Source organism: Piscirickettsia litoralis, assembly GCF_001720395.1.
Lineage (GTDB): Bacteria > Pseudomonadota > Gammaproteobacteria > Piscirickettsiales > Piscirickettsiaceae > Piscirickettsia > Piscirickettsia litoralis.
In genome coordinates this window covers 1699666-1724432 of the sequence record NZ_MDTU01000001.1, presented here as the reverse complement: position 1 = coordinate 1724432, position 24767 = coordinate 1699666, and the positions used below count along the sequence as shown (strand labels likewise).

General features: G+C 41.7%; 33 protein-coding genes. 26 read left to right on the top strand and 7 right to left on the bottom strand.

Translation table 11 applies throughout. The features are described 5' to 3' along the window. From BGC07_RS19405 to BGC07_RS08575, 4 genes are all read left to right on the top strand, one after another. Positions 1-225 (top strand): glycosyltransferase (locus BGC07_RS19405; protein ID WP_235603046.1); only part of this gene is annotated, 225 nt, incomplete at its 5' end. A 43-nt stretch (positions 226-268) separates the two neighbouring features. Next, positions 269-724 carry a glycosyltransferase gene (locus BGC07_RS19400; protein ID WP_394332116.1) on the top strand — a complete coding sequence of 152 codons (456 nt, stop codon included), beginning with the start codon at positions 269-271 and terminating at the stop codon, positions 722-724. A 44-nt stretch (positions 725-768) separates the two neighbouring features. Beyond that, positions 769-1953 (top strand): glycosyltransferase, encoded by a 1185-nt coding sequence (locus BGC07_RS08580; RefSeq protein ID WP_069312764.1) that lies wholly within the window; start codon positions 769-771, stop codon positions 1951-1953. Next, positions 1950-2876 carry an NAD-dependent epimerase/dehydratase family protein gene (locus tag BGC07_RS08575; RefSeq protein ID WP_069312763.1) on the top strand — a complete coding sequence of 309 codons (927 nt, stop codon included), beginning with the start codon at positions 1950-1952 and terminating at the stop codon, positions 2874-2876. The genes BGC07_RS08580 and BGC07_RS08575 overlap by 4 nt, the downstream gene beginning before the upstream one ends. Positions 2877-2915: 39 nt before the next feature. On the opposite strand, the gene BGC07_RS08570 is transcribed toward BGC07_RS08575, so the two are convergent. Next, entirely contained in the window at positions 2916-4310 is a 1395-nt protein-coding gene (locus tag BGC07_RS08570) for a mannose-1-phosphate guanylyltransferase/mannose-6-phosphate isomerase (RefSeq protein ID WP_069312762.1), read from the bottom strand. A 248-nt stretch (positions 4311-4558) separates the two neighbouring features. On the opposite strand from BGC07_RS08570, the gene BGC07_RS08565 reads away from it, so the two are divergent. Beyond that, on the top strand, positions 4559-5965 hold the full coding sequence (locus BGC07_RS08565; protein WP_069312761.1) for an undecaprenyl-phosphate glucose phosphotransferase: 1407 nt from the start codon (positions 4559-4561) through the stop codon (positions 5963-5965). A 30-nt stretch (positions 5966-5995) separates the two neighbouring features. Here the strand turns inward: BGC07_RS08565 and BGC07_RS23220 are convergent, their stop codons facing one another. The 4 genes from BGC07_RS23220 to BGC07_RS08550 are packed head-to-tail and all read right to left on the bottom strand — an operon-like array spanning position 5996 to position 8941. Further along, complete coding sequence (locus tag BGC07_RS23220) at positions 5996-6385, bottom strand: ABC transporter permease (protein WP_268801709.1); 390 nt, start codon at positions 6383-6385, stop codon at positions 5996-5998. Continuing rightward, positions 6303-7127, bottom strand: coding sequence for an ABC transporter permease (locus tag BGC07_RS08560; protein ID WP_235603045.1), 825 nt, complete (start codon positions 7125-7127; stop codon positions 6303-6305). The genes BGC07_RS23220 and BGC07_RS08560 overlap by 83 nt, the downstream gene beginning before the upstream one ends. 19 nt (positions 7128-7146) lie before the next feature. Further along, on the bottom strand, positions 7147-8082 hold the full coding sequence (locus BGC07_RS08555) for an ABC transporter ATP-binding protein (RefSeq protein WP_069312760.1): 936 nt from the start codon (positions 8080-8082) through the stop codon (positions 7147-7149). Next, positions 8072-8941 (bottom strand): HlyD family secretion protein, encoded by an 870-nt coding sequence (locus BGC07_RS08550; RefSeq protein WP_235603393.1) that lies wholly within the window; start codon positions 8939-8941, stop codon positions 8072-8074. Before BGC07_RS08550 ends, BGC07_RS08555 begins: the two co-directional genes overlap by 11 nt. A gap of 270 nt (positions 8942-9211) precedes the next feature. Here BGC07_RS08550 and BGC07_RS08545 point away from each other — a divergent pair, with 270 nt between their 5' ends. The 3 genes from BGC07_RS08545 to BGC07_RS08535 all read left to right on the top strand — a co-directional run bounded on the left by BGC07_RS08545 (position 9212) and on the right by BGC07_RS08535 (position 11850). Then, positions 9212-9847, top strand: a complete 636-nt coding sequence (locus tag BGC07_RS08545; protein ID WP_069312758.1) for a CerR family C-terminal domain-containing protein — start codon at positions 9212-9214, stop codon at positions 9845-9847. A gap of 157 nt (positions 9848-10004) precedes the next feature. After that, positions 10005-10808 carry a YjbH domain-containing protein gene (locus tag BGC07_RS08540; RefSeq protein ID WP_069312757.1) on the top strand — a complete coding sequence of 268 codons (804 nt, stop codon included), beginning with the start codon at positions 10005-10007 and terminating at the stop codon, positions 10806-10808. A gap of 211 nt (positions 10809-11019) precedes the next feature. Next, positions 11020-11850, top strand: a complete 831-nt coding sequence (locus BGC07_RS08535) for an OmpA family protein (protein WP_235603044.1) — start codon at positions 11020-11022, stop codon at positions 11848-11850. 190 nt (positions 11851-12040) lie between these two features. Here the strand turns inward: BGC07_RS08535 and BGC07_RS08530 are convergent, their stop codons facing one another. Next, entirely contained in the window at positions 12041-12271 is a 231-nt protein-coding gene (locus BGC07_RS08530) for a cold-shock protein (protein ID WP_069312756.1), read from the bottom strand. 7 nt (positions 12272-12278) lie between these two features. Beyond that, positions 12279-13151, bottom strand: a complete 873-nt coding sequence (rpoH, locus tag BGC07_RS08525) for an RNA polymerase sigma factor RpoH (RefSeq protein ID WP_069312755.1) — start codon at positions 13149-13151, stop codon at positions 12279-12281. A gap of 211 nt (positions 13152-13362) precedes the next feature. Between rpoH and BGC07_RS23215 the strand changes: the two genes are divergently transcribed. From BGC07_RS23215 to BGC07_RS08455, 18 genes are all read left to right on the top strand, one after another. Next, on the top strand, positions 13363-13818 hold the full coding sequence (locus BGC07_RS23215; RefSeq protein WP_268801634.1) for a trypsin-like peptidase domain-containing protein: 456 nt from the start codon (positions 13363-13365) through the stop codon (positions 13816-13818). 13 nt (positions 13819-13831) lie between these two features. Then, complete coding sequence (locus BGC07_RS23210; protein WP_268801633.1) at positions 13832-14434, top strand: S1C family serine protease; 603 nt, start codon at positions 13832-13834, stop codon at positions 14432-14434. A gap of 65 nt (positions 14435-14499) precedes the next feature. After that, complete coding sequence (locus tag BGC07_RS08515; RefSeq protein WP_069312754.1) at positions 14500-15210, top strand: response regulator transcription factor; 711 nt, start codon at positions 14500-14502, stop codon at positions 15208-15210. Between the two features lie 39 nt (positions 15211-15249). Then, on the top strand, positions 15250-16482 hold the full coding sequence (locus tag BGC07_RS08510; RefSeq protein ID WP_069312753.1) for a sensor histidine kinase: 1233 nt from the start codon (positions 15250-15252) through the stop codon (positions 16480-16482). A 52-nt stretch (positions 16483-16534) separates the two neighbouring features. Beyond that, on the top strand, positions 16535-17119 hold the full coding sequence (locus BGC07_RS08505; RefSeq protein ID WP_069312752.1) for a YggT family protein: 585 nt from the start codon (positions 16535-16537) through the stop codon (positions 17117-17119). A gap of 54 nt (positions 17120-17173) precedes the next feature. Further along, complete coding sequence (locus tag BGC07_RS08500; RefSeq protein ID WP_069312751.1) at positions 17174-17833, top strand: alpha/beta hydrolase; 660 nt, start codon at positions 17174-17176, stop codon at positions 17831-17833. A 2-nt stretch (positions 17834-17835) separates the two neighbouring features. Then, positions 17836-18759: a hydroxymethylbilane synthase gene (hemC, locus tag BGC07_RS08495; protein WP_069312750.1), complete on the top strand. Its 924-nt coding sequence runs from the start codon at positions 17836-17838 to the stop codon at positions 18757-18759. After that, positions 18756-19061: a uroporphyrinogen-III synthase gene (locus tag BGC07_RS20095; protein WP_139121657.1), complete on the top strand. Its 306-nt coding sequence runs from the start codon at positions 18756-18758 to the stop codon at positions 19059-19061. The genes hemC and BGC07_RS20095 overlap by 4 nt, the downstream gene beginning before the upstream one ends. Beyond that, positions 19030-19509 (top strand): uroporphyrinogen-III synthase, encoded by a 480-nt coding sequence (locus tag BGC07_RS08490; protein ID WP_158006894.1) that lies wholly within the window; start codon positions 19030-19032, stop codon positions 19507-19509. Before BGC07_RS20095 ends, BGC07_RS08490 begins: the two co-directional genes overlap by 32 nt. 10 nt (positions 19510-19519) lie before the next feature. Then, positions 19520-19798, top strand: a complete 279-nt coding sequence (locus tag BGC07_RS22120; RefSeq protein WP_235603043.1) for a hypothetical protein — start codon at positions 19520-19522, stop codon at positions 19796-19798. A 30-nt stretch (positions 19799-19828) separates the two neighbouring features. Continuing rightward, positions 19829-20485 carry a hypothetical protein gene (locus BGC07_RS08485; RefSeq protein ID WP_235603042.1) on the top strand — a complete coding sequence of 219 codons (657 nt, stop codon included), beginning with the start codon at positions 19829-19831 and terminating at the stop codon, positions 20483-20485. A 1-nt stretch (position 20486) separates the two neighbouring features. After that, positions 20487-21656, top strand: coding sequence for a heme biosynthesis HemY N-terminal domain-containing protein (locus BGC07_RS08480; protein WP_069312749.1), 1170 nt, complete (start codon positions 20487-20489; stop codon positions 21654-21656). Positions 21657-21771: 115 nt separating this feature from the next. Beyond that, the gene (locus BGC07_RS08475) at positions 21772-21981 is read left to right on the top strand and encodes a hypothetical protein (RefSeq protein WP_139121655.1); all 210 of its coding nucleotides are present in this window, start codon (positions 21772-21774) and stop codon (positions 21979-21981) included. A 45-nt stretch (positions 21982-22026) separates the two neighbouring features. Next, the gene (locus BGC07_RS08470; protein ID WP_069312747.1) at positions 22027-23442 is read left to right on the top strand and encodes a hypothetical protein; all 1416 of its coding nucleotides are present in this window, start codon (positions 22027-22029) and stop codon (positions 23440-23442) included. 56 nt (positions 23443-23498) lie between these two features. Beyond that, a complete protein-coding gene (locus BGC07_RS20610) occupies positions 23499-23669 on the top strand; it encodes a hypothetical protein (RefSeq protein ID WP_158006893.1) in 171 nt (56 codons plus the stop codon). Further along, positions 23623-23814, top strand: a complete 192-nt coding sequence (locus BGC07_RS20605) for a hypothetical protein (RefSeq protein WP_069312746.1) — start codon at positions 23623-23625, stop codon at positions 23812-23814. The genes BGC07_RS20610 and BGC07_RS20605 overlap by 47 nt, the downstream gene beginning before the upstream one ends. A 110-nt stretch (positions 23815-23924) precedes the next feature. Continuing rightward, positions 23925-24449 (top strand): ankryin, encoded by a 525-nt coding sequence (locus BGC07_RS08460; protein ID WP_069312745.1) that lies wholly within the window; start codon positions 23925-23927, stop codon positions 24447-24449. Beyond that, entirely contained in the window at positions 24449-24682 is a 234-nt protein-coding gene (locus BGC07_RS08455; RefSeq protein ID WP_069312744.1) for a hypothetical protein, read from the top strand. The genes BGC07_RS08460 and BGC07_RS08455 overlap by 1 nt, the downstream gene beginning before the upstream one ends. Positions 24683-24767: the final 85 nt, after the last annotated feature.

The window sequence follows — 24767 nt, the reverse complement described above, 5'->3', positions numbered from 1 at the left end:
TTGTTTTACAAGTTGATTGTTCCTACTTTGGCAAAAAGAGTTAAGCGGATAGTGACAATATCAAATTATACAAAACAAAAAATCATTGAAACCCTTGGTGTTGATGAGAAAAAAATTAATGTTATATATAATGGAGTATCTGATATATATCGAAAAAAATCTCAATCCGAAATTGAAAATGTTCGTCAAAGATATGACATAAAAGAGGCATACTTCTTTGTGTAGGAGCATTGCAGCCTAGAAAAAATTTATCTCGCTTATTTTCTGCTTGGACAAATACGCAAGCAAAAAAAAAAGTATGAGCCTAGTTGTGGTTGGCGATAAAGAAAAATCTTTTAGAGGAGCTGGATTTTCAACAGCCCCTGAAAAAACATTATTGCTTGGAAGAGTGCATGATGAAGATTTAGCTGTTTTGTATGCAGGTGCGAGAGGGTTCGTATTTCCCTCATTGTATGAAGGTTTTGGTATTCCTGCTATTGAGTCAATGGCTGCAAGTACACCTGTTATTACTTCAAATACAACCTCTTTACCAGAGATTGTTGGTGACAGCGCAATTTTGATTGATCCTTATAATATAGACGATATAGCAAAGGCGATAGATAGCCTTGCATTTTCTGATGAACTTTGTCGGGAATTATCGGAAAAAGGTGACCAAAGAGTCTTAAATTTCTCTTGGGATAAATGTGCGGATGATACTTATAAATTTTTGTCTTCAGCTTTGTAAGTGTGGTAAACAATCTGGCTATTTTCTTAGAAAAGGAAAGCGATATGCAACAACCTAAAGTGGCACTTATTGTAGATTGGTTAACTGTATATGCAGGTGCTGAACGAGTGGTCGAACAGATTATTAATATCTATCCCGAGTGTGATTTATTCTCCCTTGTCGATTTTTTACCTGACAATCAAAGAGGATTTCTTCAACATAAACTGGCAAAGACAACTTTTATTCAAAGGCTGCCTTTCTCTCGCAAAAAATTCCGAGCATATTTGCCTTTCATGCCTATGGCCATTGAGACATTGAATTTGGAAGGTTACGATATTGTTATTTCTAGTTCTCATGCAGTTGCTAGAGGAGCAATTACATTAGCGAATCAATTACATATTACTTATTTGCAAGCGAGGAATTTAAAATATGCTTATGAAGATAGGTTTTTGTATTTTAAGTTACGGAAGCTAGGCTATTTAAAAGAGTACCTTCTGCATAAGCTAAGAATGTGGGACAGAATTGCGTGTAGTCGGCCAGATCATACTATAGCAAATTCAAAGTATGTGTCTTTGTGGACAAAAAAAGTTAACCGGATCAAAAGCCAAGTAATTTACCCTCCAGTAGATGTTGATCGTCTAATTGAAATGAGTGTGGAGAATAAGGAGGAGTATTATATTACTGTAGGACGGTTAGAGCCTTATAAGCGTTTTGACCTTATTGTGGATGCCTTTAATCAATGTGGGAAACCTCTTTATATTGTTGGCGATGGGAGTCTTCTAAAGAAGCTTAAAAAGGCTGCAAAAAAAAGTATAGTGTTTTTAGGTTTCCAGTCAAAAGAAAAGGTTGCTGAGCTTATTGCCGCTGCAAAAGCACTTGTTTTCTCAGGCTGCGAAGATTTTGGTATTTCGTTGGTTGAAGCTCAAGCTTGTGGAACACCCGTTATTGCTTATGGCAAAGGAGGGGCGTTGGAAACAGTCACTCCCTTGACCGAGAAGGAACCTACAGGCGTGCTTTTTTTCGATCAAACTGTAAAAGAGATCTTGAATGCGGTTACGGCATTTGAAAACAGTAAAGATGCCTTCACTTTAGAAGCCTGTAAAAGAAATGCCAAACGCTTTTCGAATGAGCGCTTCAGAAGAGAATTTAAAAGCTTTGTTACAGAAAAATATCAAGCGCATTGTAACAGTCTCGCACAGAATTATTCTGTATTGTCTACTTCACTCTATAAACAAGGTATTTCATCATGATTCTTATAACCGGCGGCGCAGGTTTTATTGGCTTCCATACTGTTGAGCTGCTATTGGCTCAGGGTAATAAGGTGCGGGTGTTAGATAATTTATCATCGGGAAAGCTTAGTAATTTGCCCGATAACCATCCTAATCTGGAGCTTATGCAAGCAGATATTCGAGATTATGCTGTTGTCGTTGAGGCTATGCAAGGAGTGTCAGCAGTATTACATCTTGCCGCGCAAGTTTCTGTACCTCGCTCAATAGATAATCCGTTAGAATCTCTTGAGATTAATACTCAGGGCTTTGTGAATGTGTTAGAAGCAATTCGTAGAACTGATAGTAAAATACATTTGGCGTATGCATCGAGTGCAGCAATTTATGGCAACGTTAAGAAGTTGCCTTGCAGTGATGAGTTTGAACTACCCATAGAGACAAATTCTTTTTATGCGTTGGAAAAGGCGAATAAAGAGCGTTATGCAGCTTTGTATAATAAGTTGTTTAATATTAGCAGTATCGGTTTGCGCTATTTTAATGTGTTTGGCCCCAAGCAGGACCCATCTTCGCAGTATTCGGGAGTTATTTCTAAATTTATGACTGCTGCTGTTGAATGTCAGCCGATTAATATTTATGGTGATGGCGAGCAAAGTCGTGACTTTATTTATGTTGGAGATGTGGCGCAAGCAAACATGTTAGCATTAAAAAGTGATAAGCATGGTGTGTGTAATATCGCGACAGGGTCTGCTACAACCCTAAATCAGTTAGTAAGCTCTATTGAGAAAATAACAGATAATAAACTGAACTGTGTTTATTTTGACGAAAGGCCTGGAGATATTAAGCATTCGCTAGCCAGTGTTAAATATGCAGCTGAGCTATTAAATTTTTCAGCTAAGACAGTATTTGAAGAAGGCTTGAGTGATTATTTTCAGTCACTATCAAGCTAATACAAAAAAGAGGCTTTAAGCCTCTTTTTTTGATAGTCATTAAAATCTTTCTATATCATCCTCACCCAGATAACTTCCAGATCGGACTTCGATAATTTCCAAGTCAATTTTCCCAGGGTTTTCTAGTTGATGAATTTCACCGATAGGAATATAAGCAGATTGGTTCGGTTCTAATAAAATAGTCTCTGACCCTTTGCTTATTTTTGCAGTTCCTGCTAAAACGATCCAGTGTTCACTGCGATGCATGTGGCGTTGTTTAGAAAGCGTTTGGCCTGGTTTGATGCTAAGGCGTTTAATTTCAAAACCTGTGCCGTTATCTAAGCTTTGGACCCAACCCCAAGGGCGATAGATTTTGGTGTGATGGCGATGTTCATAGCGTTTATCTTGCTTTAAACGCTCGACGATTTTTTTAACATTTTGAGTATCATTTTTGTCGGCGACAAGTACCGCATCTTCTGTGGCGACAACAATAAGATTATCAATACCGACACTGGCAATGAGCGGGCCATCTGATCGTAAATAACAGTTTTTAGAGCCTTGATTGATGATATCGCCTTGTAGGTGATTGCCCTGAGCATCTTTATCACTGACTTCCCAAAGCGCACTCCAAGAGCCAACATCTGACCAACCTAAATCAACGGGGATAACTACGGTATTCGTTGCTTTTTCCATGATAGCGTAGTCGATGGAGACATCTTCGCATTTTGAAAATTCTGCTTCATCAAGACGATAAAAATCTAAATCTTGATTGCCTTTTTTCAGGGCAAGCTCACATTGATGCAAAGTATCGGGAATGAGTGTTTTAGCAATATCGATCAATGTCTTTGCTTTAAAAAGAAACATGCCGCTGTTCCAACTATAATCGCCCGAAGAGAGATAGTTTTCAGCGGTTTTTAAGTCGGGTTTCTCGACGAAGCGGCTGACTTTAAAGCCATTATTAAGATGGTTCAGTGTTTCTCCAGCTTGGATATAGCCATAGCCGCTTTCAGGGTGCGTCGGTTTGATGCCAAAGGTAACGAGTTGGTCGTTTGCCGCAGCTTTTTGAGCATCTTGAATAGCTTGAAGAAAGCGGTCTTGTTTCTCTATAAGGTGGTCTGAAGGGAGTAATAACACATCAGCTGCTACATCTGATTCAAGTACAGTCAGGGCCGCGATAACAGCAGCAGGAGCGGTATTGCGCCCACAAGGCTCGAGGATAACCTTGCTGCCAGAAATGCCTTGTTCGCGCAGCTGTTCTGCAACAATAAAACGGTGTTCGTGATTGCAGATGATTGTCGGTGAGGCAAACAGTGTTTTTTCTGTGAGGCGGTTGACAGTATCCTGTAGCATAGTGTGTTCTGTTGCTACAGGTAAAAGTTGTTTTGGATAAAGTGCACGGGAGAGTGGCCAAAGTCGTGATCCGCTGCCACCAGATAAAATAACTGGATAAATCAACTGATTACCTCAAATATAAAATATAATTTTGGTTAATATAGCTTAGAATGATCTGCCAGTATACCTGAGCTGCGACTGTTTTAAAGAGGGCTGGTAATTTTATGCTGAAAATTTACCAATATTTCATTAAATTTTAATGTTAATTTTTATTAAGGAATGTATAATATCGGGTTGTGAGTTGTCAGTTTATATATAGAATGTTTTGTTTTTAAAGAAAAATATCTGATTTTTGTCTTTGAGGAAAGTGTATGAAGCGCGGAATGCTAAAAGAGCACAGCAGCTTATTTTTTATTTTAATATGTTTAGCTGAATTGATGCTGGTTGCCATAAGTGGCTTTTTGGCGCACCGGCTCTATTTGGAAAGCTGGGGTATGGATCTTCGTAATGTTGAAGCGATTCTGTTGGGGGTTGTTCTCGCAGCTGTCGCTTTTCCCTTATGCCGTGCTTATGCGCCGCTACGAGGGCAGGCGATGGGAACTATTTTTCGCCGTGTGATATTTGCCTGGAGCCTAGTGATTTGTTATTTGGTTCTGATTGCATTTTTTACGCACCGAACTGGTATTTATTCTCGAGGCTTTTTATTAGCTTGGGCCGTTGTTGGCGCTGTTTTATTAATCGCTTTTCGTTTGGCTTTAGTGACATTTTTGCGCTATATGCGCTCGCATGAGCATAATTTGCGCCGTGTGGTCGTGATTGGAGCAGGCTCTTTAGGTGAGCGTATTGTCCAAAATTTGGATCAACACTTATGGACAGGTTATCGTGTAGTCAGCTTTTTAGATGATGATAGCAGTAAAGAAGGTGAAGTTATTCATGGCTATCCTGTTACACGCATGCCTGAGGACTTAGGTGCTTGGATGAAAGTGCAGCAAGTTGATGAGGTTTGGTTGGCACTGCCTTTGCGTGCGGATCAACGAATAAAAGAATTGTTATATCAGCTACGGCACAATCCTTTAACTGTGCGTTTAGTACCTGATATTTTCTGCTTTAGTCTATTGAATCATCATCAGCAAGACATCGCTGGCTTACCGACAGTAAACTTACACGCAAGTCCGATGAGAGGCTTTAATCGCCTATTAAAGGCAGCTGAAGACCGTATTCTTGCTGGCATTATCTTGACTTTAATTAGTCCCTTGATGGTAATTATCGCTGTTTTGGTGAAGTTGGGATCTAGGGGGCCTGTGTTTTTTAAGCAAAAGCGTTATGGCTGTGATGGTCGTGAGATAGAGGTTTATAAATTTCGCAGTATGGTTGTGCATCAGGAGTCAAGTGGTAAAGTCACTCAAGCGAGTAAGAATGATAACCGTATTACTGCGATTGGTGGTTTTTTGCGTCGGACAAGTTTAGATGAATTGCCGCAATTCATTAACGTATTAAAGGGTGATATGTCTATTGTCGGGCCGCGTCCGCATGCAATCGCTCATAATGAAGAGTATAAAGACCTAGTGGATCAGTACATGCAGCGTCACCTTGTCAAGCCTGGGATCACTGGCTGGGCGCAGGTTTCAGGTTTTCGTGGTGAGACAGATACCTTAGATAAGATGGAAAAGCGCGTGCAATATGATTTGTATTATATCCGTAATTGGTCTTTATGGTTTGATATTAAAATTATTTTTAAAACGATCTTTAAAGGCTTTACTCATAAAAATGCGTATTAGGATTAATTAGTGTCTAGCGTGATACAAGAGTTAGTCCAATGTTTGTCGATAGCGAAAAACGCTGACGAGCAAGGTTACAGCTAGGAATGCTAAAATAGGCCAGATATCCGACCATAGTGTCACTAGTTCATTGCCCTTAAGCATAATGCCACGAGTAATACGTAAGAAGTGAGTTAAAGGGAGGATCTCTCCAATGTATTGTGCCCATACAGGCATACCATAAAAAGGAAACATAAACCCTGAAAGCAAGATTGAAGGGAGGAAGAAGAAGAAGGTCATTTGCATGGCTTGAAGTTGATTTTTTGCAACAGTGGAGAAGGTCAGCCCTAAAGCAAGGTTAGCAATAATAAAAGGGAGTGTTGTTAAAAACCAACAGTAAAATACTGCCTTGGTTGGGCACGTGAAATAAAAAAATAGCAGCGACTAGAATAATCAGTTGTTGCAAATATCCAACTAACACATAAGGCGTAATTTTTCCTAGCATTACTTCAATAGGGCGAACGGGAGTTGCGAGTAAACTTTCCATGGTGCCTTTTTCATATTCTCGCGTAATCGCCATTGCGGTTACCATGACTAATGACATAGTAAGAATGACTCCCATGAGCCCGGGTACAATATTATATTGGGTAATTTGCTCAGGGTTGTATTTCATATGGATTAATAATTGGAATGGTGCTGCTTTTGATTGTAAATAGTTGAGAGGCCCTTGTAGATTATTTTGGAAAACTTGATTCGGTAATGCATTAAGAGCAGAGATAGCATTGCCTGTAGACGAAGGGTCTGAAGCGTCTGCTGTAACTAAAATTTCAGGGGATTCACCTCGGATCATTTTTTCTGAGAAGTGGGTGGGGATTGTGACAATAAACTGTGTTTTGCCACTGGCTAATAGTTGATCGGCATGCTGTGCAGTAGAGTTATCATTAATGATGTGAAAGTATTTTGTATTTTGTATTGCACTGATGAACTCCCGAGTTAAGGGAGAGTGGTCATTACTTACAATCACCGTGGGTAAATTGCGTGGGTTTTGATTAATGGCAAAACCAAAAAGGACAAGCTGGATGAGTGGAATCATTACAAGCATTGCAATGGTGACGGGGTCACGGCGAATTTGGATAAATTCCTTAATAAGAACGGAGAAGAAGCGTTGGTATGAAAAGCTCATCTTTCAAACTCTCAAATAATTAGGCGAAATTATCTTGTTGTAGGGCAACGTAAGCGATAAAAGCATCTTCAAGACTGGGCGGGATTTCTTGCCAATTAAAGTCACTTGTTTGGTAAGGAAATAAAGTTGACTCTGGGGTGTCTTGACGAATACTGATATGTAATGCGCGACCAAAAGGAGCGATTTGGACCACTTCTGGAACATGCAGGAGCTGGCTTTCTAATTTATTTAAATAAGGCCCTGATATTTGCCAAGTACGGATTTTTGCATTTTTAATCACTGCATCAATATGCCCTGAGGCAAGGAGCTGGCCATAGGCGAGGTAGGCTAAGCGGTGACAGCGCTCTGCTTCATCCATGTAATGGGTGGTGATTAGAGAAGTTGTGCCTTCATTTGATAATTTATAAATTTCATCCCAAAACTCTCGTCGTGCCTTTGGGTCTACGCCTGCTGTTGGTTCGTCGAGTAGAAGAAGTTGAGGTTCGTGAATGATTGCAGCGCCGAGCGCAAGCCGTTGCTTCCAACCGCCCGATAAATTACCTGCCAATTGGTATTGGCGTTGCTTGCCAATTTCTAAGCGATCAATAACTGCCTCGACGCGTTCACGGCGTTTATCCATGCGATAGAGTCGTGCGACAAAGTCAAGATTTTCGTAAACGGTTAAATCTTCATACAGAGAAAAGCGTTGTGTCATATAGCCAATTTTATTTTTGATCTGTTCTGCTTGAGAGAAAATATCGTAGCCTAGGCAAGTGCCTGACCCTGAATCTGGGGTAAGGAGACCACAAATCATGCGTATCGTCGTTGTTTTACCGCTGCCATTTGGGCCTAAGAAACCAAAAATTTCACCGCGCTCAACTTGCAGGTTAACATCATTGACGACTTTTTTTCCTGAAAACTCCTTATTAATATTTCTTACGTCGATCGTGTAAGTGCTGTTTACATTAGCTTGCATAGTGTACCTCAACAGGTTGTCCAGGGTGGAAGGGTTGGCTTTGGTTGGACTGACTAAAGCGCGCTTCGATACGAAAAACAAGCGCTGTACTCTGTTTTTGGGTATATAGAACTGGAGGAGTGTACTCGGCCTGACTTGAAATATAATCGATAGTGGCTTGAATGGGTCTTGGATGTGTTGCTGTGCTGACAGTGATTATCTGATTTAAGTGCAAAGTGGGTAGTTTTTGGGCGCTGATAAAGAAAATAATTTTGATGTTCTTAGGAGATAAAATCGAAAGCACGGGGCGGTTTGCAGGGATTTGCTCTCCAAGACGGTAATAAATGTCAAACACATAACCGTTGATTGGACTGGTCCCCTGCTTTTGTTCTAGCACCCACTGGGCTCGCTCCAGTGTTGATTGTGCCTGATGTTGGCTGGCGATGGCAGCTTGGATTTGCTCTTTCCGTGCAGGTAAAGCTGCACTCACTAATTCAGACTGCGTTTGATAGACATTATTTTGTGCAATTTTTGCTTCTTCTAAAGCAGAGTCGAGCGTTTCCTGTTGGGTTGCGCCGGCCTTAATAAGGTTTTTGTAGCGTTTTAACTGCTTGTTAGCATAAATGAGCTGGGCCTCTGCTTGCTTGATTTTAGCTTTAATTTGGTTGAGTTCGGGTTGACGTTTGCCATAGCGCAGATTGGCCAAATTGGCTTGTGCTTTTGTAAGACTAGCCTGAGCTTGACTAACATCATATCTTTCTGGTGCGCTAACAAGTTGATAAAGTGTTTGATGAATACTAACCTGTTGGCCTTTTTTGACATTTAGCTGCTCTAGTTGCCCTGCGAATGGGCTGGCGACATAGGTTAGGTCTGCCTCAATGTAGCCGTTGCTGTCATTATCTTTCTTAGATGTGCAGGCGGCCAGGCTTAAAAAATGTGCTAGTCGTGATGGATAATATTATGATTTTTAAATAAAAGTGTGATTTCACAATGAGTCTCACTATCTGTGTTTAAAGAGTTGTAGCAAGGTTTCGTTGTAAGCCTTTGGGATATTATAACATTAGTTTTTAAAATTAAAACGATCGTTTTAATTTTTGTGGTATGATAAACGTAGCTTGTTAATATTTAGAGTTAAATAAAAGTTAAAAGCATGGCGAGAAAAAAAGAGCGTACAAGGCAAAAAATTATCGAGGTGGCGATACAATGTTTTGCTGACTATGGTTATGACGGAACATCCATTCGGACCATTACGAATTATGCACAAGTCAATGTATCAGCCATTGCTTACCACTTTGGTGGCAAAGAAAAGCTTTACTTAGCGGTGATTGAATTTATTCTTGGGGAGATGCAACGGACGCTATCTCCACATGCTTTCCATTTGATGCAGTTGATTAATGAAGATCATCCAAAGTCTTATTATCGAGATAAAATTATTGAATTACTCATTGCTGTGGCTAATAAATCACTAGAAGAGAATACAAAATACTTTTTTTTAATTGTGATAAAAGAACAAATAAAACCAAGTGTTGCCGCTGATATTTTATATGAACGCCACTTTAACAAAATGTTTTCTTTGATTGGGAGTTTATTGCAAAAAGCTTCTAGTCAGCAAAAATCTGAATTAGAAGTGAAGTTGATGACTCAAGCCCTATTGGGGGAGGCATTTACTTTTATTTTGGGGATAAGCAATTTAAAGAGAGAATTAAATATTGATGAGTTTGATTCTAAGCACATCGCTTCATTGAAAAAAATCTTGGCGATGACGGTTGAGGGTTTTTGTCAATAATCAGAAGGTTTGTTTCCTATTATTTGTCGGCTTTTGATAAATGTATACTACAACTATGGTTTCCTGTTATCTAAGTGCTTGCGATATAAATCCTTCTTTGGCATAAAACTTGCCGTAGGTTCCTTGTGTTTTCAGCTCAAGCTTTACGAGGCCAGTTATGCAAGGACAAGGATTTCGTCAATTTATTTGTGCCGGTGCATTGATGAGCATAGCATTTGCTGGCGTTGCTGCAACGATTCAAGATGTTTCAATGGATTTGTCTCGCAATAGTATCTCTTTAAATGCTTATGACCATATTGCTGTATTACCAAATGTTTTAAGTCCTTTAGCACCAACGGCTGCTGGGGCCGAGTGGGGTGATATTTATTTTGGCTTTTCTGCGGTAAACCATTCATCGGGTGCAGATAGCATCAATGGTGTCATGACAGTGGGGATGGGAGTGGGAGACCCTGATCGTTTTGTTGGTTTGGATATGAGTGTTGGTGTGACAAGTGTGAATCCTGAAGATGGTGGTTTTGCTAAAGATCGCCATGTTGATTTAAAGTTACACCGAAGCTTGCCTTATCAATCAGCGATTGCTGTTGGTGTAGAAAATTTAGCTGCTAATGGCTTTGATCGGGATTTTAGTAAAAGTTATTATCTTGTGCTGACTAAAGCCTTTCAAGTTGCTAAATATAATCTATCTATTTCTTTAGGGGCAGGCAATGGCCGTTTTCGTAGCCAAGATGACATCAAAGATGATAAAAATTCGTTAGGTATTTTTGCTGATGTAACTGCTGGAATTACTGAATGGTTAGATGTATTTGCAGATTGGACGGGAAATTCGATTTCTGCAGGAGCCAGCGTACAGCCTTTTAAAAAACTCCCTGTGACCCTCACTGTTGCCGCCTTAGATATCACTAAAAATTCAGTTAATGCTGTGCCTGTTGCTGTGGGGCTGGGGTTTGCGCACCGATTTTAAAGTTTTGATCCTGTCTTTGTAAATATCGTTATAATTATCATGTCCATGATTTATTAAGTCTTTATTCATCTTCAAAATTCCAATATTATGGTGAAAAAGTATAAGCGCCTGGTTTAAAAGGGCTGTGAATGTGATTAATTAATAATGAGAATGATGGAGAGAGGGGTAATGAAGATTTCTAAAATTGCGTGTGGCCTTGCAGTTGTAACACTTGTACTGCCGGCAGCTAGTATGGCGGCAAGTCAAGGGGGGCAGATTTTTTGTCACGCCGAGTATTGGTGCAGGTTGGTTTGATTCAGATCGTCAGGTAAGCGATGAGCCGGTATTGAATTTGAGCTTGGGTTATAACATTACTGACAATGTAGCTGTTGCCTTGTCTTATGCGCACTCTGGCAATAAAGACGATGTCACTGGAAATTCAGCGAGCATGAACCAAATGCGCATCGATGGCTTGTATCGTTTTATGGCACAAAGTCGTTTTCAGCCTTACTTACTCGCTGGAATTGGTCGCCAGAATTTAAAAGGCTCGAATAGCTTCTTAGATTATGGTGCTGGCTTAACTTACGACTTTATGCCAAATGTTGCCTTAGATGTGGGTGTGCGCCGCCAATACCAATTAGGCAGTGATAATCGCACGGATACGATTGCCTCTGTGGGTATTCAGTTTAGTTTTGGTCCGCATGGTAACGCATTTACTAGCGGTGATAACTTTAACCAAAGTGAAACAGCTCCTGCACCTGCGCCTGAAAAAGCGGCAGTAGCGCCTGCACCTAAAGTCGCAACACCTCCTGTTGATCCATGCATGGTGCCAATCAATAAAATTGAGATTAACTTTGCTTCAGCCAGCGATAAAATATCATCAAACTATGATTGTAAATTAGGCCGCATTGCTGCTTTTCTAAAAGATAATCCAAAAAGCTCAGCGATGATTAAAGGGTATGCCGATAGCAGTGGTAATCCGAACTATAATAATGAAGGCTTATCACAACGTCGGGCTGAACGTGTGAAAGACTATTTAGTGACTCAAAAAAGGGGTGAATAGCCACCGCTTAATTACGCAAGCGATGGGAATCAAAGACCCGGTTGCAACCAATAAAACCACTGAAGGCCGTGCGAAAAACCGCCGTGTTGATGTGGTTGCAATGAAATAATACTGTTGGGGTATTAAGCGATGAAAAAGCCTACCGTTGTAGGCTTTTTATTTTGAGCGGTAAAATAGTTCGAATATTGGCTTAGCTGGTGTCATTATTTTTTTCGATTAAAACCACGTCAGCGGCATAAGGAGTGCCGGAGGTATCTTTGTGAATAGAGTAAGAGACTTTTTGGTGAATATCTAAGCTTTCAATATTTGCTTGAGGGTCAAAGCCTGAGCGATGTACGAAAATATCATCACCGCCATCTTGAGGGGTGATATAACCGAAGCCTGTTTCATTGTTAAACCATTTGACAAATCCGTCTGCCATATAGGTTTTATTCCGTCATTGATTTGCGTAGTTTCTTTAAAGCGTTTTTCTCAAGTTGACGCACACGCTCGGCAGAGACTTGATATTTCGCCGCTAGTTCATGAAGTGTAGCCTTGTTTTCTTCATCTAGCCAACGTTGTTGCAAGATATCACGGCTGCGCTCATCAAGAATAGCAATGGCCTGCAATAGCTTGTTTTCCTGATCAGATTGCCAGTTGTCGTGCTCTAGGGCGAGAGCAGGGTTGTTCATCGCATTGGTATCTTCGAGATAACTCGGTTGTGCAATGCTTGCGCCCTCTTCATCATCACTTGCTGGAGCAATGGCAGCGTCATGGGCGCTTAAGCGTGCTTCCATTTCAACAACGGTTTTTGCTGGAACACCTAAATCGGCGGCGACAGACTCAACTTCGGCCTGGTTAAACCAGCCTAAGCGCTTTTTCTGTGATCGTAATGAAAAGAATAGCTTACGTTGTGCTTTTGTCGTTGCGACTTTCACAATACGCCAGTTGCGGATAATAAATTCGTGGATTTCAGCTTTAATCCAGTGCACAGCAAAGGAGACTAAGCGTACGCCAACACTTGGGTCGAAGCGTTTAACCGCTTTCATTAAGCCGATATTACCTTCTTGGATAAGGTCGGATTGGGCAAGACCATAACCTGCATAACCACGAGCAATCTTTACAACGAAGCGCAGGTGGGCCATAACCAGCTTGCGTGCCGCTTCAATTGTTTGATTTTCATGATATTCTTTTGCCAGAGCCAGCTCTTCCTCGGCGGTGAGCATAGGAACTTGATTGACGTTATGAATAAAAGCGTCAAGGTTACTGCCTGGTGCAACCATCAACTCTTTGTTATTTGTCAGTAGTGCAGTTTGTGTCATGTGACTTCTACCTCCGTCAGGCACCATAACATATTTTTTATGCCTATGCTAGCCCTGAACGCGCTTAGGAATATATCAAAATATACCATTATCAATTAAAGTATAGCGCAGCGAGCTTATGTAAAGATTATCGTAAAGTTTTAATCACTCTATTGAGAGAGAAAAAACTCTGCCATAAGATGGGGGAGTAAACAGCAAAGGAGTGTAGATCATGAGTTTAAAGCGCCTGTCCATAGTTTCCTCTTTAGTATTCTCCAGTTTGATGGTCGCACAGTCTCCAAGCTGGGCCGCACGTGTGGCTCCAGCTCAGGCCCCTTTGGTTTCTTATGCTGTAGCGGTAAAGCATGCAGCACCTGCCGTGGTCAGTATTTATACCAGTAAAAACCAACGAGGCATGAGAGGAGGGGGATATGGTCGCCAAATGATGCCATTTTCACCCTATGGTCAAGGCATGCAGCCGGATGCCATGAGCTTAGGTTCTGGGGTGATTATGGATGAAGACGGTTATATCGTGACCAACTATCACGTGATTCGCAATGCAGATCAAATCGATATCGCCTTGCATGATGGCCGCAAAACTCAGGCTAAAGTCGTTGGAACTGACCCAGAAGTTGATTTAGCGATTTTAAAAATTAACTTAAAAAACTCTGCCTGTTATACAAGTTAACCAAGACAAATCAATGACAGGTGATGTCGTTTTAGCCATTGGTAACCCTTATGGCGTGGGCCAGACCATTACCCAAGGGATTATCAGTGCCTTGGGACGTACGCGTTTGCGTATTACTAATTATGATAACTTGATACAAACTGATGCAGCGGTTAATCCTGGAAACTCAGGAGGCGCTTTGGTTAACTCGCGAGGTCAGCTTGTAGGTATCAATACTGCGATTTTCTCACGGACTGGGGGCTTTGATGGCATTGGCTTTGCGATTCCTGTGTCTACTGTTGAGAATGTGCTCGCACAAATTGTTAAAACCGGTCATGTTACCCGAGGTTGGCTTGGAATTGGTATCCAGCCGGTGCAATTAGAGCGAGGTAAGCAAAATGTGCATGGTGTATTAGTGACGAGTTTATCCTCACAAGGTCCGGCTGATGATGCCGGTATTCATATTGGTGATATTATCTTAAAGCTTAATGGCCAAGTTGTGGATGGTGCTGACGGGCTCGCACGCTTAGTCGCTCAATTGACGCCAGGTAAAAAGGCACAGCTTTCGGTGTTGCGTAATAATAAAGTGAGCCGCTTAACCGTTAAGATCGGGGCGCGTCCTCAGTTGCGTGGTTAGAGAATCAATCCTTGAAGTATTGCAGTGCAAGGTTTATGATGTGGCAAAATCGTAGGAGGTGCGTTATGTATAAGGTCTTGATGGTTGATGATGACCAAGAGCTGTGTCAGCTCATCCAAACATTTTTCACTAAACATTTCTTGGAAATCAATGCGGTGCATACTGGGGCCGATGCTCTAGAGCAAGTAACACAAGATCAATATGATGCTCTGATCCTCGATCAAAATTTGCCTGATGTTCATGGCTTGGAGTTGTGCGAGCAATTACGTAAACATTATCAAGGTCCTGTGCTGATTCTAAGCGGTGAAGGCGGTGAGGTGGCTCGGGTCTTAGGATTACGTGCCGGTGCTGATGATTACTTAGAGAAGCCCTTTAGTCGCCATGAGTTGCTAGAACGCATGAAAAAGCTTATTGAACGCTGTAGTCAAACGGCGAGTTCCTTGAGTGTTGCGCCTGAACAAGGTACGTATCGTTTTGCAGATTTCGAAGGTTATACCTTAGATTTTTATGAGCGCCTGTTGCGCCCCCGTGAGAATCGAGATAAAAAAATTCAACTCACTGATGTAGAGTTTAAGATCCTCTCTAGTCTGGTGATGCGCAATAATGCGCTTGTGCGTCGTGAGGATATAGAGCAGCTCGCCGCTGAGCCTGAGCAAAATAGCCGTTCTTTTGATGTACATATCAGCCGAATTCGTAAGAAACTCGGTAATAGCACAATGATTAAAACCATTCATGGTCACGGCTACATGATGGTTGGATCTTGCCAATTCAGCTAAGTATGGCCTGATTTGAAAAAACAATCTCATTGGGGCCACATGCCCCATGCTCAACAATATTGGCTAGTTTTTGCCATTCTCACTCTTAATCTGGCTATATTTATTGTCAGTGCAGGCTATGGCTATCGTCATTATTTTCGCGAACATCACCTAGAGCAGCGTATTCAGCACTATCAGCAAACACTTGTAGAGATCAGTGATCCTGAAAAATTTCGTCAAACCCTCCAAAACATTGGTATGGGAACGCATTTCAATGCATTTTTATACAAGCAGCGCCCTGAGCACCCTGTTGATGAAAACTTAATCTGTGAATACCAGACGGGGGAGCGGGTACTTCATCATTTGCACCTGCCTAATTTAACGAAAAAACAGCCTTGCTTAATCGTTTCCATTTATTATCCGAAAGTTAATTATTGGGTGCAGTTTTTATTTACCTACCATGATATTTGGCGCGATGTGATTTTATCGCTGGTGCTATTGGCCCAGTTTTTAACAAGTATTTATTTGGTGGCACGTCTGATCAATATTCGGGCCAAGCTTGCCAATAAAGTTTTAGCCTATAAAGAGCAGTCGGTGATGGACATTGGTCGAAATTTAAGCTCAGGCGACCAATTAGACTATGCAATTTGTGATGTGATTCGCGAGAAAACGAGCTTTATTTCAGCACTTGCTCATGATGTTAAGACCCCTTTAGCACGCTTGGGTTTAAAAATTGAAGACTTAGAGTTAGATACAAGTCGGCATGAAAGTTTAATGCGTGATTTTAATATGCTTAAAGACCTTATTGCCAGCGCAGAGCGCTTTGTAAAAGAAGGCTCTGTTATTGCGCCTGAGCAATTTGTTAGCATTAATGCTGTAAATTTTTTAACACATATTGTTCAAGATTATAAAGAGCTTGCAGATTCTATTCACTTGAATATAGATATTGCCTCAACGATTGCTTTGCAGGGGGACTACTCGGCACTGCGTCGGGCGCTGGAGAACTTGCTTAATAATGCACTACAAGCGGCCGATTCGTGTTTAGTCTATTTGCGTCAGGAAGGCGATAGCGTTTTAATAAAAATAGAAAATAAAGGTCAGATTGACCCATCTGTTCTTCATCGCCTTTTTGAGCCTTATCATAGTTCGCGCGGCTCTACGGGGCTGGGTTTGGCCATTGTTAAGGTGATTATCGAAGCTCATCGCGGCCGAGTTTGTTTGGAGAATATTACAGATGAGAAAGTCTGCGCCTGCATACGTTTGCCGATTGAAGCGGCGAAGCTAGGCGGCTAAAGCTTCTTTGGTATACAATGAGAGCGTTCCATCGTTAATTTAAGGGGATAAAATGGGCGGTCCATTTGCGCAAGCAGGTACATTGATTATAGATGTGGTTTTCGGCTTATATATTATGATAGTGATGCTGCGCTTCTTATTGCAGTGGGTAAAAGCCGACTTTTACAATCCAATTTGCCAGTTTTTAATTAAAGCTTCAAATCCTCTCTTATTGCCCTTACGCCGTATTATTCCCGGTTTAGGTGGGTTAGATATTGCGGCGATTATCCTAATTATTGTATTACAATTAATCGAGTCGAGCTTGATTTTTCTAATCAGCGGTTATCCGATGGGTAATATCCTCGCTTTATTGCTGTACTCAATAGGAATGGTTTTAAGTACGCTGTTTAAATTGTATTTTTATGCCATTATTATCCAGGCTGTATTGAGCTGGTTTAATCAAGGTTATAACCCTGTGGCTGAAATATTGCAGCGTTTAACAGACCCTCTGATGCGTCCGGTGCGGCGGATTATGCCAAATATGGGGGGTGTTGATTTATCACCGCTGCCGGTTTTGTTATTGCTCTTGATTTTGCCTATTTTAATCAGTACACCGATCACTAATTATGCTTTACAGATGATGGCAATGAGCGGTTGATCTGATCGTTGCAGTTTGAAACAACAAATTTATTGATAAAGGTTAGATTTAAAAATGCTTGAAACGATAGAAATGCTCATTGGTAATAAGGCTGAAGCGAGTGTGATCTGGCTGCATGGTTTGGGTGCCGATGGCAACGACTTTGCGCCTATTGTGCCTGAATTAGGTTTAGGTGCTGCGGCGAATATACGCTTTATTTTCCCACATGCGCCGGTGCGTCCAATTACCATTAATGGTGGGATGGCCATGCGCGGTTGGTATGATATCACTAGCTTAGGTTTTGATCGCACGGAAGATAAAACGGGGATTCAAAAATCATCAGAGCAACTGATAGAGTTAATTAATCAAGAAAAAGAGCGCGGGGTGAGCGCTGATCGTATTATTCTCGCTGGCTTTTCACAAGGTGGGGCAATCGCTTTGTATACTGCGACACGCCTAGTAGAAAAAGTCGCTGGAGTCATGGCCTTATCGACTTATTTACCATTATCAAGGGCGTTAGCAAAAGAAAAGCAAACGGCGAACTTAAGCACTGCTATTTTAATGGTCCACGGCACACAAGACCCTATTGTTCCCTATTTGCTGGGGGAAGAGAGTAAGCGGGTTCTAGAGCGTGAGGACTTTAGTGTCGATTGGCATAGCTACCCGATGCAACACAGTGTTTGCTCTGAGGAAATAGATCTGATTTCAAGTTGGCTACAGCATAGGTTAGGCTGATTGTGGAAAAACAACTGATTAAAATCGCGACACGCCAAAGCCCGTTGGCTTTATGGCAGGCACATTATGTTCGCCAGCAGCTTGAATATCACCATAAGGATGTATCGATAGAGCTGGTGCCAATTGTGACGCAAGGTGATAAAATTCTAGATACGCCTCTAGCCAAGATCGGTGGTAAAGGGTTATTTGTTAAAGAAATAGAAGCCGCCTTGCTTGATGGTCGTGCTGATCTGGCGGTTCACTCGCTAAAAGATGTACCGATGGAACTACCAGAAGGGCTCGTTTTGCAAGCGATTTGTGAGCGCGATGACCCGCGTGATGCCTTCGTATCTAATGATTATGCCAGTATTTTGGACCTGCCTGAGCATGCGACTGTTGGAACTTCTAGTTTGAGGCGCGAGTGTCAGTTAAAGGCGCGTTTTCCGAAGTTACAGATAAAATCTCTGCGCGGTAATGTGGGTACGCGCTTAAGAAAGCTTGATGAGGGGCAGTTTGATGCCATTATTCTTGCGGCCGCGGGGCTTCGGCGTTTGGAGTTATCAGAGCGAATTGCAGAATCTTTAAAGCCTGAGTATATGTTGCCTGCAGTCGGACAAGGTGCGGTGGCGATAGAATGCAGAGAAGATGATAAGGTTTTGCATAAGCTGCTTGCTCCTTTGCACCATGAGAAAACAGCACGCTGTGTGCTTGCTGAACGCGCGATGAACCATGCCTTAAACGGTGGCTGTCAGGTCCCAATTGCAGGCTTTGCGACGTTAAGCGATAGTGGTGAAATTTTACTGGAAGGTCGTGTCGGTGAGCCAGCAGGAAATGTGCTGCTTAAGGTTAAAAAAAGTGACAGTGATTCCGAGAGTCTGGGTCAGGCGGTTGCAAGAGAACTATTGGCCGAGGGGGCGGATAAGATTTTGGCCAAGGTGTACTCATGAGTTCTCTATCCGGCTTAACGGTTGCGGTTACGCGCCCTATCCAGTATGCCGGTGAGCTAGGGCGTTATTTAACGGCTCAGGGTGCGCGCGTTATCTTGGCTCCGACCTTGGAACTTAAGGCAAAAAATTTTAGGCTAGGCGAAGATTTCAACAGTGTTGATTCACTGATTTTTATTAGCCAGTTTTCAGTCCATGCTTTTTTTGAACAGTTTAATCAATTTTCTAAGAGTGATGAGCGTTTAGATTTATCGAATAAACGCTTTTTCGCCATTGGCGAAAAAAACCGCACAAGCTTTAGCTGAATATGGCGTGCAAGCTGATTACCCTAAGCGTGTTGCTGATAGCGAAAGTTTACTTGAACTAAGCGCTCTTGAATCGAAATACATTCAAGGCAAAAATATTGTGATTGTCCGAGGTGGTGTGGGCCGTGAATATTTGGCAAAAGTATTAGAAGAGCGTGGTGCTTTTGTTAATTATTTGGATGGCTATCAACGAGAATGCCCGGCAACACTGCCCAATGAGTTTACTCAGGCACTAGCAAGTCATGAAGTTGATATTGTAATTGTCACGAGTGTTGCCAGCATGTTGAATTTATATCAGTTATTATCAAAATATAGCAGTGAGCTAGATTTTAAGCTGTGTGTGACGAGTCAGCGTATTGGGAAAATAGCAATTGATAATAAATTTTCGTTGCAGCCATTAATTGCCAACAGCGCTGAAGTAGAAGAAATTGCAAACGCTTTGATATAAGGAGAAACCAGTGACTGAGCAAGTAGTAGAGGGTTCTGACAAAAAGCAGCAGTTAGGGAAAACTCGTTATTTTCTTGCTGTGATTTTAATACTGGTAATTATTTGTACAGGATTAATTGCTGCTTTGAGCTTTGGCTATAAAAAATTTTATGCTTTACAAAACCAGTTAGGTGGCAAGGATCAAGCACTTACAGCCTTAAAAACCACTCAGCAAGAGCTAACCGCTAAAATAGCAAGCTTAAGCTCGACACAGAAAAAATTGGGCGAAGATTTAAATTATAACCAGTAGCTGACAGAAAAGCAGCTTGATGCTTTAAAAGTGCAGCAATCTAAGAACGATATTCAGCGAGTTGCAATAAAAACAGATTTATATCCAGTGTTGTTGATGGCGCAATACTTGCCTAAAGCGCAAGCACTTGCATTACTAAAGCAGGTGAAAGTGCAGTCTTTAGTACTCAATAATCAAGCTTTAAAAAGCGCACTAAGCGCTGATGTGCAGCGTTTGCAAGAAAGAGTCAGTACAGATTGGCCAGGAATTTATCAGCGTATAGCGTTGTTACATCGCCTAATTCCAAAGCTTGTGCCTCAAGAAAAATCGGCTCAATCGGCATCATCAGTATCTGTAAAAAGCACTGAAGCAAACCAAAGCAAAATTTCTGAGTATTGGCAAGAATTTAAGGATAAGCTCGGCAGCTTGGTTGTTGTAGAGCGTCAAGGAGATCATAAAAATTATCAAAGCTTACAGCTTGCTGTCAGTCAGCTATCAACCGCGGTGATGGATTTAAATCAAGATGGTTATCAGCAAATTTTGCTAAAAATTTTCACGGCAGTTAAAGCTGACTTTAGTGATGATAAAACCCAGCAACAGCTATTAAAAAACCTAACCTGGCTAAAGAGTCAGTCGATTGCGCCTACAGCCGTTACATTACAGAGTTTAAATTTGCTGAAACAAACTCATGTTGGGCAGGAGAACTAAGATGAGACTATTTTTGAGTGTTTGTGCTATTGTTGCGGCGGTCATCGTAGGTGTTTATTTAAACTCATACCCTGGTGAAGTGAGTGTGCAGCTTGGTGGTTTTCTTGTGCATTTGCCCTTATGGTTAGTTGTAATTGGCTTGGTTGTGATTGTAACGGTATGGGTTGTATTAAAATCTGTAATTGTCGGCCTTTGGAATTATCCGAGCCGTTGGGCACGGGGCCAGGCCAAGCGTCGTCGCGCTAAACAAAAAGCGGCCTTAAAAAAAGCACTAAAGGGGTTTATATCTGGGCGTTATGCGGAGGCTGAGCACTATTTTGTTCAATCTCGTGGTGAAATATTAGGGGGAGAAACTCAGCTATTGGCTGCACAGGCTGCACATGAGCAAGGGTTAACTCAGCAATGTGAAAGCTATTTGCAAGAAGCACAAAAGCAAGGTGTTGATGTGATTGATATCGATGTGATGCGCGCCCGCCATGCGCTAGATCATGGTGATGCTAAAGCGGCGCTGGCGATTGCTGAAAATATAGAAAATAACCAACCGAAACAAGTTGAAGCTTTATATCTACGTTTAGAGTGCTATCGCTTGTTAAGCCAATGGCAAGCGCTGATCAAGCTTGTTCCCGAATTGAAGCAATATACACAGATCAGCAAAGAAGAGCGCGAAGCGATTCTAATTGAGGCTTATCAAGGCCAGTTTGTGACTTTGAGCCATCAAGGAGGGGTTCAAGCAATTCGTGAGTTGTGGGGAGCGGTGCCGCGCCAATTGCGGAAAAATGCCTTGATTATTGCAGCCTATGCTGATGGTTTAAGTCAGCATCAGCAAGGAATAGACGCTGAAAAATTAGTTGCTAAGCAGTTGAATCAGTCATTCGATGAGTCTCTACTATATTGTTATAGTCGCATTCAAGGCGCAGATGCGAGCAAGCAACTCGCTCAAGTGCAAAAATGGCAAGTTAATCAGCCAGAAAATGCAGTGATCTATCACGCACTCGCGCGCTTAGCAGATCGTGCCAAGCTTTATGACAAAGCTCGTTTATATTATAAAAAGGCCTTGGTTTTATCCAAAGATTACCAACTAGAGTTAGAATATGCTGAATTGCTCGCAAAGTTGGGTGATCAACGCCAAGCCTTGGAGCATTTTCGTGCACAGTTGCATTCTAGTCATTAAGTTACTGGAGCCTGTTTTCAAATTGAATACAATAGGTTTACCTTATATTTATATTTTACTTACATAAAACTTACAATGTGCTTGGCGTCGTTGTGTTACATTAGTAGCATAGAAAATGATGATGTTTAGGGGCGAGTGTTATGTTGCAGGGTATTTTTTTGATTTTAAAAGTAAATTATTAGGTTTATTTCTAAAATCAAAAAATGAAGTAAATTATCAAGATGAAAGCCTGAACAAGGAAGTTTCATTGTTAGAGCAAGTAAACTACTTTTATGACGATACTGATGATCTTTATCATTATGAGCCAACACAGTTGCACGTTTAATTTAGTTCGTTTTATTTAAAATACCTGTATTTTGGAAGTATTGTTATGTCATTACCAGAAACTCACCTCAAAACGATACTTGAGGAAAGCGCTAAAAATTCTATGCGAGAGCGTTTATTATCCGACTCTGCTGTTAATTATGGTAGTGAGCATGACGAGCATCCTGGACCGATGCCTGCAAATAGTAGTACGTTGCCTTTAAGGAATTACCAGACGGTTAGAGCTCAACAAACATGTGCACAGCGGGCATGGAATAGATTGTGTGCGGTGGGTCGCTTTTTTAAAAATACAGTTGCTCCAGCGGTGAGGAGTACCCTTATTTCAACGGCTTCGACGATTGGATCATTAGCTGCCGTGGATGGTGGGTTAAAACTGGCTGGATATGAGGGTATTTATGATGATGACCCAACTGCTTTATTGACAGCACTAAGCATCGGTGTGATTGGTTCATTGGGTTATGGAGTGTATAATCATGGTTACTATGGTCCTGAACCAACGCACCCTCCACGAGCTGCAGACCAGGATCGTTACCCTGGAAAAACAGTAACCGTTTTAGAAGCTGCATTTGTATTAGGTGAAATTAATATTGCAATGGCTGAAATAATACAGATGGCTTCAGAAAATGAGTGGTTTAAGGAAAAAGTTAAAGAAGACCCAATTTGGTTGGCTGTTCCTATTGTTGCGGGGCTTATTATCGGAGGTGGGCTTGCAGCGACTTATTTCGGCACAAATATTGGTTCTATGGCGTATCCACGTTTGACGGGCAATGAGCGTGGTGAATATCAAGGTAAGTTGTATAATTGGGTCACCGACCCTAACCACCCAGAGCGTGCTAGCCGTTTCAAATCATTTTTAGCGACTATGTTTGGTGCGACTGTACATGGCTATCCAACCTTGCAAGGGTTGCAAAATATGGGGGCGCCTGCACCTGCGGCAATGGGCGTTGCTTTATTCGCACATTTGGCCGGGCAGACAGGTGTGACGAAAGTCATCGGAACTAGCTTGCATAACGTGTTAACTGAGAAAGGTGCAGATCTTAGTCATTATACTCAGATGATGACGAATGCAGATACACGTTGGACTGATTATGCTTTCGGTGGTGAAGCTCTACCTAAGCTTGTGGAAAAAATGTGCGCCTGTTTTGGTTGTAAGTGTACGCCTGAAACGGTGAATAGGATTGAAAAAGCAGTGAATGGTATGTTGTATGCTGGAAGTATGGTGAACACCGCAATTGTGAGTGGTAATGCCGTGGGGCGAGTCATGCCTCCTGGTTCTCCTAGTTCTTTAGAGCGGGCAATTAAGTGGATGATTGCGACGACTGTTGGAGTTGCAGAATCGGTAAAAGTGCTTGAACATCAGCCAGCGCCTAGGGTTATGCCTAGATTAATGTCCAGCGCCCATGATGCTAAACTCGACCTAGAGCGAGGAGATAATAAAGCTGACTGTGATTTGGTTGCCTAACTTTAAACTAAATTAGATATTATTTTTCAATGGATAAAATAGTGAGGAGATAACAGATGAATACTAAATGTCGTCGTTGCAATGCGGAAATGGATACGCGTCGTGTTTCTGTGCAACAGCTTTGCCTTACCTGTTTGGATGCATTGGAAGTAGAAACAAAAAAAATCAGAAGCACTTGTTATGCAGCAGCAATGTCTTCAAGCGAGCATTGCTATGGGTGGCAATAATAATCCAAAGGCGGATGAGCATGAACTTACGCAACAATCTTACTCGCCTTGCTTAAGCTATTATCGAGAAGCTATTGCATTGAAGGATGAGGAGCAACAGCGCCAACAGCAGAATACTATGGCTTCGTTAGCTAAAAGGAGATGATGCTACTATTCCATTTATTTTGAGATAGTGTAATCGTGTAGAGTTTGTTATTATGGGCGGGTTATCATTAAGAGTTACTTAATTAAAAACGGCTGTTTTAGAGTTGTAGTATGAGTCAAGTTGCAAGAGACACTCAAGAATCCTTTGAGTTTCTTCTAAAGCTCGCTAAGAGCAATAAAGGTCCTGCATTAAAAAAATTTATTGAAGAGCATAAAAGCTTATTAAAGCAACGTGGTGAAGACCAGCTTACGCCATTACAGCTTGCCGTTTGTTCAGGGTCGATAGAAACTGCCTTGATTTTTATGCAATACGGTGGGTTAGCGGCTTTACGTGCTAAGTTTTATAGTCAGAAAAACAAATCGTCTATTGTTCATTATTGCTTGGCCCGTGGTTGGGATGTCGTCAGTTCAGAGTCCTCTAACTTACCGTTTGGTGCTTTTGTGCAGGCCGCAGCGCCCTTGATGGGAGAGCGGTTATTTGCGTTACGTGATATTTATGGCATTAACCCTCTGGGGGTTGCTGTCTTCAGTGGTCAAGAATCGGCTACTAAGTTTTTCTTGGAGCTAGAGTTTTGTAAAACCACAATGGTTAAGCATGAGTATGATTTGGTTAATAAACTGCGTGAGGGTCGATAGTGGCAGGATCTAATAGCCCGAAAACAATAATAGACACTTATTTACTTCCAAATGATCCGGAGGCTAGAGTGAACTCTACTGGTGTGGAGCGCTGTATAGGGCAAATGGCTGCTAAGGTGGCGAACTCAGGTCAATTTGCTCGCCCCACTGTAATGAAACACCTATTTCAGGCAGCGCATGATGAAAAAGAGACAGGCTCTGGCCAAGATATGGACAATGGCCTTGACCTTTAGATTTATAGTGGCTTGAAAAAAATAAATTTTACAAAAGGTATGGTTGATCTCCTACATTAGAACACTGGGATTGTCTCTCGGCGTA